Raw genomic sequence first — 15,122 nt, forward strand, 5'->3', positions numbered from 1 at the left:
TATCTGGCTTTGACCAAGTATCGGAAAAAGTGAGAGTAACAATCCCATCAAATATTTAGGACAATTCACTATATTTCCAATTGCTTAGCTCTGCCATTGTCATCCAAAATTTCGTGTCAAAAATTGCACTTAACCAAAAAATCTGATTCAGTTTCTAAGGAGCAATCTTGCCACTCAGAAAAAGCTCATATGTATTCAATGATGAAATTGGCGCGCCCGGAAGGAGTCGAACCTCCGACCACATGATTCGTAGTCATGTACTCTATCCAGCTGAGCTACGGGCGCGCACGCAAAGAATCGACTGGCACACTTTTAGACATATTGTGCTAGGAAATCAAGGTCTCTCTTTCGTCTTAGTCTCCAGTTCAAGTGGATCATTTGGTTTTGCTCAAAGGCCATCAAGACACAAAAAGCCATAAAGCTAAAGGTGACAATCGAGGGCCCGTTAGGCATGTTGAAGTTGATAGCTTAAGAATGGGGCTTTATCCGCTTCTGCTGCCGAACTACCGGCCTGGCAAGCGATGCTGAGGTTTAGATATGACACCTATTTCTGTATGGAAAAATTCCCTAACTGAATCCCGCCAGATTTTGGACGATTTTATCAATGATTCTAGTCAGTTAGATAGATGCAGCAAGTTTTCTCATCTTCTTATTGAGACCTTTAAAAGCGGTGGTCACCTCTTTACATGCGGAAACGGCGGAAGCCACTGTGATGCAATGCATTTTGCGGAAGAGTGGACGGGTCGATATCGCAAAGATCGCAAGCCCATGGGCGCAATCGCTTTGGGAGATGCAAGCCACACAACCTGCGTTGGAAATGACTTTGGGTTTGATTCCATCTTTTCCCGACAGCTTGAGGGTCTTGGCCGCGAAGGAGATTTGCTTGTGGGGCTCTCGACGAGTGGGAATTCACCCAATGTCATTCGAGCAATTGAAATGGCCAGAAATATGAAGATCCGCACTGTCGGCCTCTTGGGACGCGACGGAGGGAAACTCAAAGATATGTGCGATCTCTCAATTACAGTGCCCGCGAAAACTTCCGATCGGATACAGGAAATGCACATTAAGATCATACACACAGTGATTGAAACTGTTGAAAGGGAGATCTTTCCAGGCAACTATTGAGCCTTGATTCTGCCATTGTCCTGTGGCAGTGTTCCCGGAAGCAAGAAGGGTCACCTGGAGAGGTGGGTGAGTGGCTTAAACCAGTTGTTTGCTAAACAACCGTATGGGGTAAACCCGTACCGCGGGTTCAAATCCCGCCCTCTCCGCCATTCTGAATTTTGGCTATACGGTTCTACGGTTCTACGGTTCTACTCGGTTCATGGTGGGTAATTCAAAAAAGTCATTTAAGCACAAGCATTTTTGCTTGATCTCCTCGACTGAAAGTTGAGGCTTTTCAAGCTTTGCGTTCATCTCGCTCCAGTCGATTCTTCGATCCAAGTTCAATGGCGAGCCGCCGGGAAAATGAGTGCTCAAACCCTCGCCAAAATGTTCGATAGCCATTACGATAAAGGTATATCTGGCCAACTGCTCAACCACGAACGAGCTGCTAAAGCGAGGGATCCTTCCCCCGAGGATTAAAAATCAGGACGGGATAGCGCTCCCTTCTGGGCGAGAGATCGGCATTTAAATAAGATCGAGTCTCGACCGATTGATTAGCCAGATTCAACACTTTGGCATCCTTCGAATTGCCAGAGTATTCCTGCGGACTCAAGAGATACGGGGCCCTTGTTTCGGGGAGCAAAATGGTCTTTTCAATAGGATACCACGCCTGAACAACCACAACTCTCTTATCCTTAAGATCGGAGGTATATGGCCCGCCTCCATTCTCGTCCCAGCAAATAAATTGAGTGGTGCCAACTGCATATGATCATTTGAGTCGATAAATGGGCTTATTTTGACGAAATGAGCTTGAATCGCATGACCAATGACGAAAGTAGATGCGAGGCTGATCAATGAGTATGTGATGTTCATAACCGTCCTTTTTGATCTGCTGTTTATTTAGCCCGAAAATAAAATAACCAATCACGAGATTTCACCTGGAAATATTGATTCTCAATTCTTGAAATCATTGGCTTTTCAAAAAACGAGGAATGATTTATCCTACAAACGAGAGCCATCTTTTCATTTGGTCAGGGACTAGCGCGAAATGAGGGCAGAACAGTTTCTATTCCTTTTGGCAAATGACCTACGGATCGGTGCGGTCCCTCAATGGGCCATTTCTATTTTTTGGATTGGTCGAAGCGACCCGCAAATCTCAAGGACATGGGCAGTTGTCATATTTGCAGTGGGGTTCATTGGCTACCTTCTTGTTCCACTTCCCTTCTCTTTCGGTGCCTCAATCGAAGCGAGTCTGTTTTTCTTAGTGGCAATCTACCTCACCGTGCCCTTTATTTGGATCGCTTCATCCGCCCTGTTTCAAGATGGTTTCGGCTGAACCGTAAACATCTCGCGGCCGTCATCTTTGCCGAGCTCGCATGCTTACCTACACTGCACGGAGTGCCGACTTCCGTGTGGCTATTCCAGGGACACGAAAGAAGTCATCGAATGATCTCGTTCGTTCACATCCTCTTTCCGCAAACACTTAGCTTCACATTCGCGACTCTTGCGCTCGTTCAGATTCATATGGGGAGAATAGTGGACCTGGTAGATGCGCGCCTTCGATTTCAGATGACCTTTATCGTCTACACAAGTTGCTTGATGATTTTTGTGATTCTCTGCGAAATTACAGCGAAGATATTTACAGTCGCTGATTACGTCAATCCCGTCACCGCAACTGTCATTTTTCCTTTTTGCTACCTACTCGCCCACCAGAGTCAAAACAAAGGTCCTTGCTTTTTTGATTGGACAAACAAAGGTCATTTTTTCAAGTCTTCGGTGGTGAGCCCATTGAAAAACAAAAACGCCTCCGACCGATAAGATGAAGAGGCGTTCAATGCTTGAAAAGCGAAGGCTTTTTAATTTATGCCGAGGCGTGATTTGTGCCAGCACGAAAGATTGAGTTTTCGGGTATTGTCAATCACCGTTACTGATCCCTTGTGATAACCACTTGCCATTACCTGGTGAGCGTCGAGTAACTCCTCGTCGGGCTTTGCTTTATTGACACTTTTGAATGTTGCCAAGCCAATCGTAATATTGCGATCAAGATCATTTTTAACCTCGTTTTGGGAGGTGAGGGACATAAACGCTACTAATGAACCCGGCAACTCCATGATTTCATTCGGCGCCAGGTTTTCAAGGTTTTTGCTAATAACTTGGCCCTTGGGAGTAATGATAACCGAATCGGAGTCGGTACCGATAAAAACACCGCCAGCAAAAACCTTTTGGTCGTAAGTATTTTTCTCTTTTGGATTTTCACGATTAAGAATGCAGAAGTACTCCGAACGTCCTTCAACTATGGATTTTAGGTCGGTATTCTCAAGCGCCATTGCATTAATACCCAAGAGGGCTATGGCACCGGCCAGTATTGTTCTTTTCATTTTCTGCTCCTTGCCCTGAGGGCGGTTTGATTGTAAAAATTGGCACGCCAAGCCGATTTTTGCGCTGGCGTATCGTAGCCAGAACCACATGAATACATTTTGTCCCGCGTATAGTTGAAGTTTGAAGCGGAGAGGTCATTGTTATTCATCCTATTTTTTGGTCAAAATCAATTGCAATTTCTTGTTTTGTAATTTCTCGGATCATCAGCCAAAGTGCCTCAAGCCTGCGGTAGCCCCGAAACTTGCGCATGCGCTTTTCATTGTGAAGACAAAATGTCGCCAGCCAACGCTGGAAGTGCTCTGAGTTTTTCCAGAGCTTCACACGCCGCATGTCTTCCTCTAAAAGGGAGTTCAAAGACTCAATCGGATTCGTTGTCGAAAAGAATTTCTTTAAATCTCTGAATAGCTTCAGGTCGCCCGTTGCCAGCAAATCATCTTTGGCTTCAAGATAGCTTTCCAGAGCAGACTTATTCAAATCCCGAAGGATTGATTCCAGCTGATCTGACAACACCTTTGCCTCAGCCAGGGTTTTTTGCCTCCCGTAGCGACCAGAGCGGACCCTTGCCTTTGCGGAACCCATCGTCCAGAGCCTTCTCGATGTTACGCCACTTGGGGATCTGGCAACGGATTCTGATGGCGCGCCTTTTTAGTCAATCATTGCACTGGTATTTTGAATTTAGCGCCTTGTTCAAGCCGCTGCCGCCATCAAAGGTAAAAGCTACGCAAATCGATTATATAGAGGCGCGGTATTTGCAGTAAAAACAAAGCTGGATGCTTCTATGAAAATGCTATTTCTCGCTTCGTTCCTTTGCCTGCCTGCCTGTCTTGGCCTCGGCTTATCCTAAAGTTCTTGAAACAGGTGTATATAAAGGCTTTGGCCCCGTCGATGAATCCCCTTTTGGAATGGGTGAAGTTCAAATTGATGTGGTCACGGACCGAATTGCCACTATTCGATATGCGACTGGTTTGGAAGTTCAAGAAAGTCATATCGATTTGTCGCAATTAGTTGCCCTTTCTCCAGAGGCAAGTCGTGAACTTGGCCTGCAGAATGTGGTTGCTTATCGACCTCTAAACGGGGGATACCCGATTATCGTCCTTAATAATTCACTGCCGAGGGGTATTTTAAATAAAATCCCTGCTATTTTTCGCGTGGGCTTGTCTAGAGTTTTAGGTATGCCTGCCGTTACGATTTATACGGGCGAAATGAGTGATTTGAAGATGCCGCTAACGCTTTATAGCCCCAAACAGGTAAGTGGCGGGAAATTTAATAAGGCCGTAGCTAAAGTTGAAAAGGATCTCGGTGGTATACAGGGGATCATTCCGAGAGTTGGGTTGAATGGTCGCGCATTCAGCAACAATGCCTGCTCAGTTCTCCTTCATACGCAAGGCAACTTAGACTCCACTAAGACCCACGATTATTAATCTAATAGCTCATCCAAAGTTCAACTTGCAGAATTAATATCAGTTTAATCATATGAAACTCCTGAGTTTTTAGTTTTTAGAGTTTCAATAAAAACCTCTCCCCTATTATATTTCTCGGCTCACCAAAAAATGACAAACCTGATCGCCCCATGACGTGACTCTAGCGTCTAGAAAAAAACCAAAAGAAAAAGCTCAACGCGAGACTTAATAAAATACTTGTCGCGAGCGGGAAATGGATACTAAAGCCAGGCCTTTCGATATGAATATCGCCCGGCAACCGACCCAACATATTCAAAAATGGAACCTTGTCAGCATAGACAAAGAAGAGCCCGACAATCACCAGAATGGTGCCAGCCAATATGAACAGTTTACCTATAGATGAAGACTCCATGGAATCACAGTTATCATTAACCGCCCTCAAAAGGCAATCGCCTGGGGCGGCGGGGAAGTGTCGGGGTGAAGATACTGCGCTCCCTGCATCCCGCAGCGCTCACTGCCTTGGATTGACCAAAACCAATTTCTGCAACGTCTTTGAACAAAGGCTTTCTCAGGTAAGAAACGGGTAATTCAAGCCAATCGTCATAGCCTAAAATATGGGTGGCCGATCCACTTCAAAATAAGCCCCTCACTTCGCTGAGAAAATGAGCACATAAACCTTCAGGCCTTGCAATGCCTTGAGGAGCGGCTACCCCCAAGACAAAAGTTAATAGGGGCCCAATTTGATCTGGCGAAACTGGCTCTTTGGCTTTCAGTCTAACAACATATCCGTTTCTCAAAGGGTAGATACCCACTTCCATCCTGGGCCACCCTTCAACGACGGGAAAATCAAAATTGATGGACTGAGAACCTTGCCCATCGCTTAGGGGACCATTTCGCACCTTGCACTTGGCTCTGGTAAAATCAATATTCCATTGAAGTTTGGCTACGCATTCCCGTGGATCAAGGCTATAACTCCTCGAGGATTGCGCCAGAGCATGAGAACAAGAAAGCAAAGCAACCAGACTTAGATTAGCCAGAACCAATAATCTCATGGCTCACGTCTATCGCAAAATAGTGGGCATTGGTATAAGATTGAAAATCTTTTAAGGGAAAATAGATTCGACCGCCTTCTAGGCTAGGCCGAAAATCCAATCTCCACAAAATATCAAAAAATAAAAAGGATATTACCGTTACAACCTGACTCCCTCAGAATTCAGGTCGGTCAGTACTCCGCCATGATTTGATCTAAACTTTTTCTGTGTATATCTGGAACTTTAACCGGCTTCCTGGCATGGCCTGTAACCACGATCATGAAAGGCCGAAACGAGTTATCCAGGTTCAATATTGAATTGAGAAAAAACATCGGCCTCGGAGTGTGGGTCAGCGTCACCAGTCCTGCATTGTGGAGTGCCGTAATCAAAAATCCGACGGAGATTCCCGTAGATTCAAGCGGATAATAGGTCCGTTGAATATATCCATCTTCATTTTTAATTGAGACTCGACTAAAAACTGCTATCAAAGCAGGGGCCTCACTCAGGTAAGGTTTTGAGGCATTGGTTTCAAGGGGCTTGATGTCTCGAATCCACTCTGCACTCCCACTCTTAGTATAAAATTCCTGTTCCACTTTCTCGGCCGACTCTCTGATTTTCTCCTTCATGTCCTGAGAAGTGATCAAAGCAAAATACCAAGGCTGCCGATTCGCTCCACTTGGTGCTGTGCCAGCAGTTTTAATTGCATTCAGGACAGTCATCCGATCTATTGGTTCAGATGAAAACTCACGAATGGTTCTTCTCGCAGACATCTGCTTAAAAAATTCTTCTGACCGTTCAACTGGATCGAAATCAGATTCGCTAAAAAAGTCGTTATAGTTACCACTCACAAAATCACCTACAGGTAAATGTGAAACAACAACCAGCCGCTATCACTCTGATTTACTGGAACGCCTCTGTTTAGCCCCTTTTTATATTCCATCTGAAATTCAAGATGTGGAACTGGCAAAAATTGCAAACCCATTCCAACCGATGATTGCTGTGTCCTTGTGTCATTTAGATCTGTCTGCAAATATTCTCCAAAGAGATAGGGCAATAATCCCTGAATTGTCTGACATCCAAGACTCAACGTGCCGGCCACCAGCTCCCTCTGATCGGTCGGAAAATCCGAAAGGTAAGATTCTTCATATGAAGTTTCAAACTTGATCACAAAATCCTTATTTGCGGTAATAACTCCATGGAAATTCAATAGACTTCGTCTCTTTTCCGCGCTTTCACCAATCAAAATATTGGTTCCTAATTTTGAGTTGTCAAAAAGATACTTGAAGTATCCTACAGAAATGGATTTCTCTCTGGACTCTTCCCGCGGAATATCGATTCGACCGAGGTCAGCGGATACAAAAATTTCATTGGAATCGCTGAACTTTGAAAGTTCAAGTATATAGGATTCGCTGTTTGATCCAAATCCAAGCGATTGCTTCGTGACCCTCGTGTGATTCGGGTCATTGAGACCAAAATTCAGTCTAAACTTACCAAGCCTTAGCCGTAGATCCTCAGCCAATTCCCAAATAAGATAGTGGCGTTCCGACAAAAAATTGCCCTTCATTGGAGTTCCAGCTGGACCATCCTGAATTCCCGCTGTTCCCACGATCCAAATCTTTGAATGATTCAAACCTACTTCGATATTCCTTTGCATGACAAACTGTTTTCCCTGTTTGATTTGTGAATTTTCAAAATAGGTTTGAACGGCACGATAGTCGCCGCCGATTTTTATTTTCTCTGTGTTTCTAGCTAATCCAAAAATAGGATATTCTGAATTTTTCCAGCCCCAGGTACTCATCATTTCCTTTGAGAGCGAGCGACCATAGTCACTTAAGAGCCCACCACCAGAAGGAGAAACATGGCAGGCCATGCAGTTCAAATATCCATGGGTCAGAGTTTCAACAAATCCGAATGACGGAACTGAAAGAAAAATGAATCCTGCCACAAGAATTGGACGTAAGCTACAAAACACAACTCACTCCGCTTTAGCAACTGATGCTTCGACGTTAATCTGCACTTCTTCTGCCACCGTGATCCCCTGAAAACTTGGTATCTCAATATTAAAATCAGAAAGCCTTATCTTAAAACTCGCTGAGACAAAGCTCGTCTCCTCTAACGGTGGCATCGCCTTCAATTCGTCGCTCAATCCCATGAAGGCTCAAAACTCCTACGAATTTACCTGATTCAGCTGCTTTTGCAGGAATCCGAAATTCTTGGATTCTGACAGTGGCTATCGGAAACTTTTCGACTTCTAGATATTTCATCTTCAAGTGACTATCCCTCAATTCGATTCCTGTCTTGAGGGAGTCGAGCTGAAATTGAACAGCTCCAGCGATGCTACCGTTCAATTCGTTCAAAGAACCTGCCGCCCCAATGCCCTCTCCCTTTATTGAAATGAGTGCAGGCCTACCCTTAGCAACAAATTGGACCCTTCCTTTGTTGGAATCAAAATTATAGATGGAAGCATCAGCGATAACGCAGATCAGAGAATGAATAAGGAGGAGCATATAGTGTGATTTCATTTTCAAGACCCTTCTAAGGAAGTCCCATTAGAATCCATGCATTCAATGCCATAAATTCTTCATGAGAGATTTGTGGAATATTTGACCAAACTGGGGGCATTGGCTCTTCGTCGTATAAGATTTTTAATAAATAGCTGTTCTCCGGGAAATCGATATCCAACAGTTTTAATCCATCGCCAAAGGTACGGTTTCGACTATCAAATATAGTTTGTCGACTAGATAGATCCAGGAATTTTGCTTGCCCACCTGGATTGTGGCAAACGAGACACTTTGGAAAAAGGATATTTTCTGAAATCGATTTCCAATTTGGCTCTATTGAAATTGGCAAAGAAGGTTTAGGTGAATCCCCAACAAATTCAGGCGCACCTCGGTCTATCCAATCGAACAATTCCGCTTTTTGCCTCTCAGTGAGGGGACCTCCGTTTTTAGGCATCCGGTTGATTGCTACCGCAGATCGAATGGCAGCGACCTCGCGAAGAACTCCACCGTAGGTGTTGTACTGCGCATGACAAGAGATGCATCTTTGCGAAAGAATGGATGTCTTAATCCCTGCAAAATCAGATATCAGGCCTCTTTTGGTAGAGAGACCATCTCCAGGCTCTGAATTCTTTTGTTTTAGATAATTACCGCAGGAGGATAGCCATGCACAACAGAATATCAGCATCGAAGATCTAAATTTGCGCATACTCCTACCCTCCCGTCTCTTGTTTTCTCTTTCAATTGTGATTTAACTGCTAGAATCTGGGATTTTCGCCGGAGAATTTATTCCAGAACTCGTCGGCCCTCCTTTCATATCCAACGATGTCGCTGTCAAAATTCTGTTTCGCCCTCTTCGCAATAAACAAGTGAAGGCGATTTCCGTGAATCGTATAGATCGTCGGTTGAATATCGACCTTGCTTCCTGACGCCATCGCATAGGCACACCAGCCTCCGTAACTCGGCTCATATTTGTTTGGATTCTGAACGAACTGGTCTAAATTTTCGGCCTTGGCAAAATGATAAACGACGCCCATATAATCCAATTGCAAATCTGGTTTGCCCATTTGTGGCTGCCCACCCCCCTCAGGAAAGTAGGAAACCGGATCGTATCCCTTAAGGCCAATACCTAACTGAATGTTGTACTCTCCCAGGTTTCTCTCTTGAGCCCTAGCTGGAACCGATAAAAGCAGGCTAGCCAAAAGGAAACCCACCACTGCCGATACGTTCATTTTGATCTGAGAGTGATTCATCTTATTCCTCCAATTAGTGCTTCAGCTTAAGTTTGGCTTGAATTGCGCCGGATGCAGGAAATAGAAGAGTCTGAACGTCGGCCGCACCGTATTTCATTTCCAGCGCACTTATCACGCTAGGAAGGTATCCAGAAAAGAAACGAATAGAAGCCTGACCTGATTTGGGGAGCGAAAGCTCTCTCAAGCATGAAACTGCGTTCATAGCTGATTCGCATAGCTCGTCTACTTCTGGATATACTACTTCTTCAGGAAGTACTGGTTCCAAAAATGCGCCCGTCAAAAGTGTATTGTCTTTTTGAATGACCTCGCTAGTTACATGAGACTTCAATGCAACCAAACTATGACTGTTCAACGAAACAACCCCACAAGTGTCTTTTGTTTTTCCATACATCGTCTCAAAATGAATGCTCTGCTGTTGAGGATTCTTAACCTGAACCTCAATCGACCTGGATTCTCCAGGGAGGATGGGAGCCGTAGTTGCTGTTACATACTTCACAGAAGCATCTGAATTCAATTGGCGCAGGCGCTGCATTGTATCTCCGGTCTGACAGAGTTGAACAAAGCTAGGTGATGGTACTGAACCAACTGGGGCCGCCGATTCGCCACTTTCCTTTACATAAATGACCGCTGGCGAAATTGGCATTTGAGATCCGTTGGATATTGTGAGCTCATATTTAACTATTGCCTGCGCATGAGCTTTGACTGAGATGGCCAAACAGCAGGTGGCCGCAAGACTTAGGATGGATGTTCTATTTCGGGTATTCATTTTAAATTCTCCGTTCTGTTAAGTTATTGAGCAATGTTGTCAAAGGTCAGTTCTGCTCCAGCAGCTGAATCTTCTGGAATCTTGACTTTAAGAACCGCGAGGCCAGATGGATTCGGATCAAAATCTGGATAGGGCTCGACCGTGATGACGACATTGTGGCCTCCATCCGCCAGATTGTGGCCCAATGTAACAAAATCAGATCCTGGTACTTGCGGAAAATTGAGAGCCAATGGTCCTGCGAATTTACCAGCTGCATCAGAATCGATTCCTCCGCTTGATCGAAAGAGACCAGTGGAGATCTTTTTTCCTGTGCAATCATCAACAAGCCATCCTTCGTAGACCTGATTTTCTGGCAAATCAGGTAAATCAAGTGAAAATGACTTCGACGCTGGTGAAATAAACCAAACACCCTGATTTGTTGGTCCATTTACTTCTGTGGGCGCAGCAATCAATACTTTACCGGTTGCGCTTTTAAAATCGATACTTCCGCCGCTGGCGATTTGTAAGCCCATAACCCCTCCGAGTAGACTTAGGCTCATCTTTACGTAACAAAGTTTCATTTTCCCCTCCTTTTTTATGCGTGTATTCGCTTATTCAAAACTACATCGAACCGGAGTGGGTGTATTGATTAGATATACTTACTACTTAGATTAGAACAACTAATTGTGGGACCTTGAAAAGATCCGGATGTTTTCTTTTGTTTTAACCAAGTATATGGTAAAGAAATTTGTCTATGGCACGAGACATCAATGTTGATCAAATAAAGAAGCTTTGGATTTTGGAGCTGGTCATCCAGAAGGGTAGTCTTAGGAAGGCGTCTCTTCATGCGAAAGTTTCACCCAGTGCTATTTCACAGACTCTTTCCTCTTTGGAACAGGCATTTGGCAAACCTCTGCTCATTCGCGATCGTGGAATCGTGATACCGACCCAAGATGCCTTAGAGATTCTCGAAATCGTTAGGCCTGCCTTTGATGCATTTGATCGTTTGCGATTTTACACCGGTGGTCCTGTTCCAAAGATGAGTTGGCTAAACTTTGGAACCTATGAAAGTATCGCAATGGATCTACTGCCGGGCTTGATCCACAGCCTGCGAGAAAAACTTCCGGACTTGAGACTTGGTCTTCGCATCAGCAGAACCTCTCATCTTCTCACGATGGTGCGAAAGGGCGAACTTTGTTCTGCATTGATAGCGGAGGTCGATGATCTCCAACGATTTTACGTGAAGGATGTGACAGAAGATAGATTGGGACTGTATGTATCAAAACTCCACCCAATTTCAAATCACGGTTGGAGCGCGATTCAAAGATTTGGCTTTGGCTCTCTAGCTCCTGGCAGAGATGGCCTTCCAAGATATTTTACGAAATTTATCCGACAATACGAGCTAACAAGACCTACAATATTGAGTGACAGCTTTGAAACTTTGCGTGCGGCGGCGTCGGCTGGGTCTATCGTGGCGGTTCTACCAAACCGCGTGGCAAAGCGACTCGATGATTTGATCGAAATTTCACCAAAACGCAGTAATGGTAAGGAGGCCAAAGAATCCGGGCGGCATAGGATTTATGTTGTCAGCCAAACGAACTGTGACAGATCGGAAGCAGACTTTATTGCCGAATTAGCAGGAAAGCTCCTGAACGATCGTCATTAGGTTCGAAAATCCCACTTTTATGATTGGCGGAAAGACAGGGATTCGAACCCTGGAACGGGGTTAACCGTTACACGCTTTCCAAGCGTGCGCCTTCAGCCACTCGGCCATCTTTCCACTTTCCATTATTAGAATATCTTATATGACCTAGCATTGATGGTTCCTGATGTCCAGCCCTTGGTTCGTTCTTGACATAGACACAGAGAAAATGTGTTTTGCAGGATTGATATTGATATTGATATTGATTCAAATCCAGAGGGTGTTTATATGCACACAAGGATGCACACGGGCGGTTTATTTTGGCCATTTGAATTGGGATTCAATTATACAATTTTGTGGTCCGTACTGTTCATCGCTCATTTGCTGGCACCTTTGGCATGCCTGCCAGCCCTTGGGCAAGAAGAGAAGCCGCCCTGTCTAAAGTTGGTGGCGGCCACCCGAGATGACACATCTCCAATCAATCCCTTGAGTCAACCCATGGACCTGGCAGGTCCACGCTTGAGAATTGGTTTTTTTAAACAATTTGAACTGCCGGAATTTAATCGTTTCCGCGCTCATTATTTAGAACAATTAGGTCGACTCTACCCACGAAAACTCCAAAAGAATACACAATCTGGCGAGGCTGCTGAATTCCAGCCTGGGGTAAATGAATTTGGTATTTCCAAAAACTCTCCTCCTGAGCAAAAACTCGCATTCTTGGAAGCTCTGGGCCGTCATTTTATTTCGGATTCTGTTCAAAATCCGCTACTGGCCGAAAAAATATTGAATACTCGACGGGTTGATTTTCTTAAAAAGCGACGGTTCTTTATCAAGCTCAAGAAGCTCCAAATCGGAGCTTTGACCTCAAGCGAAATTGAGGAGCTTTTTGTTGATCTTTATACCCTTCAAAATCCTGGAACCGACAGTCTTCCGAAGAGGATCCGTGCCATTGTAAGCATGATCATTCCGTTTGAAAGTGAAATCTATGAAACTTGGTACACTGATGTTGTGCTAAGGAGATTTTACGTCGAGGTCCTCAAGTCCGGCCTGATTTCCGCCCTAGAAGCGACTAACTTCAGGGTGAAGACTCCTCATTTTGGTGATAGCCACCAAGCGAAAATATATAAAAAAATTGCCAATCTATCTTTGAGCCTCGCGATCAATTGGTATGTGCTCATCCCCACTGTTCATTTATTTGGCTACATTCATCTTCCTGAAATTAATCTTGCTGAGTGGTCTGACTTGACCAAATTCATCCATGACGAAATTGAGAAGAATCCCAAAATCCTGGATCAAATTATCTCAGGAAATTTTCGGCATGAACTCGTGGAGCAGTGGGTGAATAAATATGGAGGAAGCTACTATGGAGCAAAATCCAAGTTCGATCTTTTTTATCGCACCCTTAGGTCTCTCTATCTCGGGCTCTGTCTCCCGGCCGCTATTTATCTTTTTGTCTCACAATTTGGCTTTTTCGACCTTCCCTGGCTTGATCACTTCATGGGACAGATAATTGCATTTCGAGATGCTCTCATCCCTTGGATATTTCATGAGGCTGGGGACACTTCTGTTCTAGACGACCTGGCGCGACCTGACGGCTGGCAATGATTGAGGGTATGAATTGCGGAGCTCCCTCATGATAGAGTGAAAAAAATATAATCAGTTGTAATACTTCTCTCATAACTTAAGAATTTTTTTTATTTCTTATTAAAATATCACCGTGGATTGGAAAGGAGCTGATTAATAATTGAGTATGTACTTTCGCAATATGGATCTACTAAGGAAGAGGGGTCGCTATGTTCAGGGTGCCTTTTAATTTCATTGCAATCATTGTTTTTCTCGGCAACTCACTGGTCGCTTGGGGAAGCATGAAAGTCGATCAAGACGCGGATTCTCCAGACATTCACATTTTGGACGGCAGTCATCGTCTCTATGTAGATATCGAAGTGCCATTCCATGAAATGGGGGATGCATCTAAGCGTCTCGCTACAGCTCGAGCAATTATATTTCTAAAGAAAGATTTGGCAGACTTGTGGAAAGACGGAAAAATGCCGAAGAATCTACAAGATCTCATGGATTCAGCAATTGGCTTGGGAGATGTTCATTATGATAAAATCTATGAGAAGTTGAAGGCTTCAACAGGAGATAAAGTCCGTGCCGCAATTGAAGAGGCTCTCCCTGATTCGGCGGCACATCTTAAGGAAAATTTTTCGAAAGTTGACTGGTGGAGACCTTCTGGCCTCATCGTTGAAACAGGGGCTACTGGAAAATTCCGCATATCGCGGCTGAACGGATTATCAGGAACTTTTGCAGAGGTGGTGGTTCCCTATTGCGTCCATCGAGTGAGAAAAATCCCCCTTCAAGAAGTGGAAAAAGATAGAGAAATGATGGAAATACTTAAGGATGGAGGAAGCGGCATCCTTGAAAGATCGCGCAATGCCATTCTGACCAAGATTTACGGCACTCCCTGCACTGAAAACCTTGAAGTTCTCATTAGCAAGATTCAAGAGAAAGAGGGCAACGACTTTTATAACAATTTTTACTTTGCCGAGGAATCACTCGTTAGGGACGTCAGAAAGTTTATGGTTTGGATAGATGCTCCTGTTGGCTTTGGAAAGGGAGTTCCAGAAACTCGCACCCTAGGCCTTGGTGGTAAATTTTCTGTTGGCTTGATTTATGGTGAACTCAAACGACCAGAAGATTTCACCGGAGCCACAGCATCGGTTTCGAAAACGTTTTTACTCCCAGAATCAGTTCGACTGCGCGTCAGCAATTGGATTCTTTCTACATTTCCTCAATTGTCTGGGCTAGCCGGTCTCAGCTGGGGGTGGCAAGCAAAAACTGGAGTCTTGTATTGGGGCGATCAAGTCTTTCCCTATTTCCTCACAGGCCCTGAAGTTGGTAATAACATCAGAGCCAAGACGGCGTTTAGCCTCGGGTCCTCGTTAGACAGTGATGACGTTCTCAAGTACGGTCGATCCCTCTACGCAGAAGTCAGCGATGGAATTTCTGCTATTTATAATTGGATGAGGCGGCCTTGATTTTTTTTGAATATCATCATCCATCATTGAGA

18 protein-coding genes and 3 tRNA genes are annotated in these 15,122 nt (G+C 44.5%); 7 read left to right on the top strand and 14 right to left on the bottom strand.

Features of this window, described 5'->3' with window-relative positions; all coding sequences use genetic code 11:
- Positions 1-208: 208 nt before the first annotated feature.
- Positions 209-285 (bottom strand) — tRNA-Arg (locus IPJ71_15415).
- A gap of 252 nt (positions 286-537) precedes the next feature.
- Here IPJ71_15415 and gmhA point away from each other — a divergent pair.
- On the top strand, positions 538-1,125 hold the full coding sequence (gene gmhA / locus IPJ71_15420; protein ID MBK7845048.1) for a D-sedoheptulose 7-phosphate isomerase: 588 nt from the start codon (positions 538-540) through the stop codon (positions 1,123-1,125).
- A gap of 56 nt (positions 1,126-1,181) precedes the next feature.
- Positions 1,182-1,274 (top strand) — tRNA-Ser (locus IPJ71_15425).
- Positions 1,275-1,305: 31 nt separating this feature from the next.
- Here the strand turns inward: IPJ71_15425 and IPJ71_15430 are convergent.
- The gene (locus IPJ71_15430; protein ID MBK7845049.1) at positions 1,306-1,542 is read right to left on the bottom strand and encodes a hypothetical protein; all 237 of its coding nucleotides are present in this window, start codon (positions 1,540-1,542) and stop codon (positions 1,306-1,308) included.
- A gap of 672 nt (positions 1,543-2,214) precedes the next feature.
- On the opposite strand from IPJ71_15430, the gene IPJ71_15435 reads away from it, so the two are divergent.
- Positions 2,215-2,922 (top strand): hypothetical protein, encoded by a 708-nt coding sequence (locus IPJ71_15435; protein MBK7845050.1) that lies wholly within the window; start codon positions 2,215-2,217, stop codon positions 2,920-2,922.
- 38 nt (positions 2,923-2,960) lie between these two features.
- Here IPJ71_15435 and IPJ71_15440 read toward each other — a convergent pair whose 3' ends face one another.
- The gene (locus IPJ71_15440; protein MBK7845051.1) at positions 2,961-3,482 is read right to left on the bottom strand and encodes a hypothetical protein; all 522 of its coding nucleotides are present in this window, start codon (positions 3,480-3,482) and stop codon (positions 2,961-2,963) included.
- A 145-nt stretch (positions 3,483-3,627) separates the two neighbouring features.
- The gene (locus tag IPJ71_15445) at positions 3,628-4,062 is read right to left on the bottom strand and encodes a hypothetical protein (protein ID MBK7845052.1); all 435 of its coding nucleotides are present in this window, start codon (positions 4,060-4,062) and stop codon (positions 3,628-3,630) included.
- 323 nt (positions 4,063-4,385) lie between these two features.
- Between IPJ71_15445 and IPJ71_15450 the strand changes: the two genes are divergently transcribed.
- The gene (locus tag IPJ71_15450; GenBank protein MBK7845053.1) at positions 4,386-4,904 is read left to right on the top strand and encodes a hypothetical protein; all 519 of its coding nucleotides are present in this window, start codon (positions 4,386-4,388) and stop codon (positions 4,902-4,904) included.
- A 160-nt stretch (positions 4,905-5,064) separates the two neighbouring features.
- Here IPJ71_15450 and IPJ71_15455 read toward each other — a convergent pair whose 3' ends face one another.
- The 9 genes from IPJ71_15455 to IPJ71_15495 all read right to left on the bottom strand — a co-directional run bounded on the left by IPJ71_15455 (position 5,065) and on the right by IPJ71_15495 (position 10,991).
- Entirely contained in the window at positions 5,065-5,295 is a 231-nt protein-coding gene (locus IPJ71_15455; protein ID MBK7845054.1) for a DUF2905 domain-containing protein, read from the bottom strand.
- Positions 5,296-5,515: 220 nt separating this feature from the next.
- Entirely contained in the window at positions 5,516-5,935 is a 420-nt protein-coding gene (locus tag IPJ71_15460) for a hypothetical protein (protein ID MBK7845055.1), read from the bottom strand.
- Positions 5,936-6,105: 170 nt separating this feature from the next.
- Positions 6,106-6,762: a nitroreductase family protein gene (locus IPJ71_15465; GenBank protein MBK7845056.1), complete on the bottom strand. Its 657-nt coding sequence runs from the start codon at positions 6,760-6,762 to the stop codon at positions 6,106-6,108.
- Positions 6,763-6,770: 8 nt separating this feature from the next.
- Positions 6,771-7,886 carry a hypothetical protein gene (locus IPJ71_15470; GenBank protein MBK7845057.1) on the bottom strand — a complete coding sequence of 372 codons (1,116 nt, stop codon included), beginning with the start codon at positions 7,884-7,886 and terminating at the stop codon, positions 6,771-6,773.
- Positions 7,887-7,995: 109 nt separating this feature from the next.
- Positions 7,996-8,436, bottom strand: coding sequence for a YceI family protein (locus IPJ71_15475; protein MBK7845058.1), 441 nt, complete (start codon positions 8,434-8,436; stop codon positions 7,996-7,998).
- 13 nt (positions 8,437-8,449) lie between these two features.
- Positions 8,450-9,121, bottom strand: coding sequence for a hypothetical protein (locus IPJ71_15480; GenBank protein ID MBK7845059.1), 672 nt, complete (start codon positions 9,119-9,121; stop codon positions 8,450-8,452).
- Positions 9,122-9,170: 49 nt separating this feature from the next.
- Positions 9,171-9,665, bottom strand: a complete 495-nt coding sequence (locus IPJ71_15485; protein MBK7845060.1) for a YHS domain protein — start codon at positions 9,663-9,665, stop codon at positions 9,171-9,173.
- Between the two features lie 13 nt (positions 9,666-9,678).
- The gene (locus tag IPJ71_15490; GenBank protein MBK7845061.1) at positions 9,679-10,431 is read right to left on the bottom strand and encodes a hypothetical protein; all 753 of its coding nucleotides are present in this window, start codon (positions 10,429-10,431) and stop codon (positions 9,679-9,681) included.
- A 23-nt stretch (positions 10,432-10,454) separates the two neighbouring features.
- Positions 10,455-10,991: an anti-sigma factor gene (locus IPJ71_15495; GenBank protein MBK7845062.1), complete on the bottom strand. Its 537-nt coding sequence runs from the start codon at positions 10,989-10,991 to the stop codon at positions 10,455-10,457.
- 173 nt (positions 10,992-11,164) lie between these two features.
- On the opposite strand from IPJ71_15495, the gene IPJ71_15500 reads away from it, so the two are divergent.
- A complete protein-coding gene (locus IPJ71_15500) occupies positions 11,165-12,076 on the top strand; it encodes a LysR family transcriptional regulator (protein ID MBK7845063.1) in 912 nt (303 codons plus the stop codon).
- Positions 12,077-12,100: 24 nt separating this feature from the next.
- Here IPJ71_15500 and IPJ71_15505 read toward each other — a convergent pair.
- A tRNA-Ser gene (locus IPJ71_15505) sits at positions 12,101-12,190 on the bottom strand.
- A gap of 93 nt (positions 12,191-12,283) precedes the next feature.
- On the opposite strand from IPJ71_15505, the gene IPJ71_15510 reads away from it, so the two are divergent.
- On the top strand, positions 12,284-13,657 hold the full coding sequence (locus tag IPJ71_15510; GenBank protein ID MBK7845064.1) for a hypothetical protein: 1,374 nt from the start codon (positions 12,284-12,286) through the stop codon (positions 13,655-13,657).
- 188 nt (positions 13,658-13,845) lie between these two features.
- The gene (locus tag IPJ71_15515; GenBank protein MBK7845065.1) at positions 13,846-15,090 is read left to right on the top strand and encodes a hypothetical protein; all 1,245 of its coding nucleotides are present in this window, start codon (positions 13,846-13,848) and stop codon (positions 15,088-15,090) included.
- Positions 15,091-15,122 lie beyond the last annotated feature (32 nt).

The sequence above is a fragment of the Bdellovibrionales bacterium genome (genome assembly GCA_016714165.1).
Classification (GTDB): Bacteria; Bdellovibrionota; Bdellovibrionia; order Bdellovibrionales; family UBA1609; genus JADJVA01.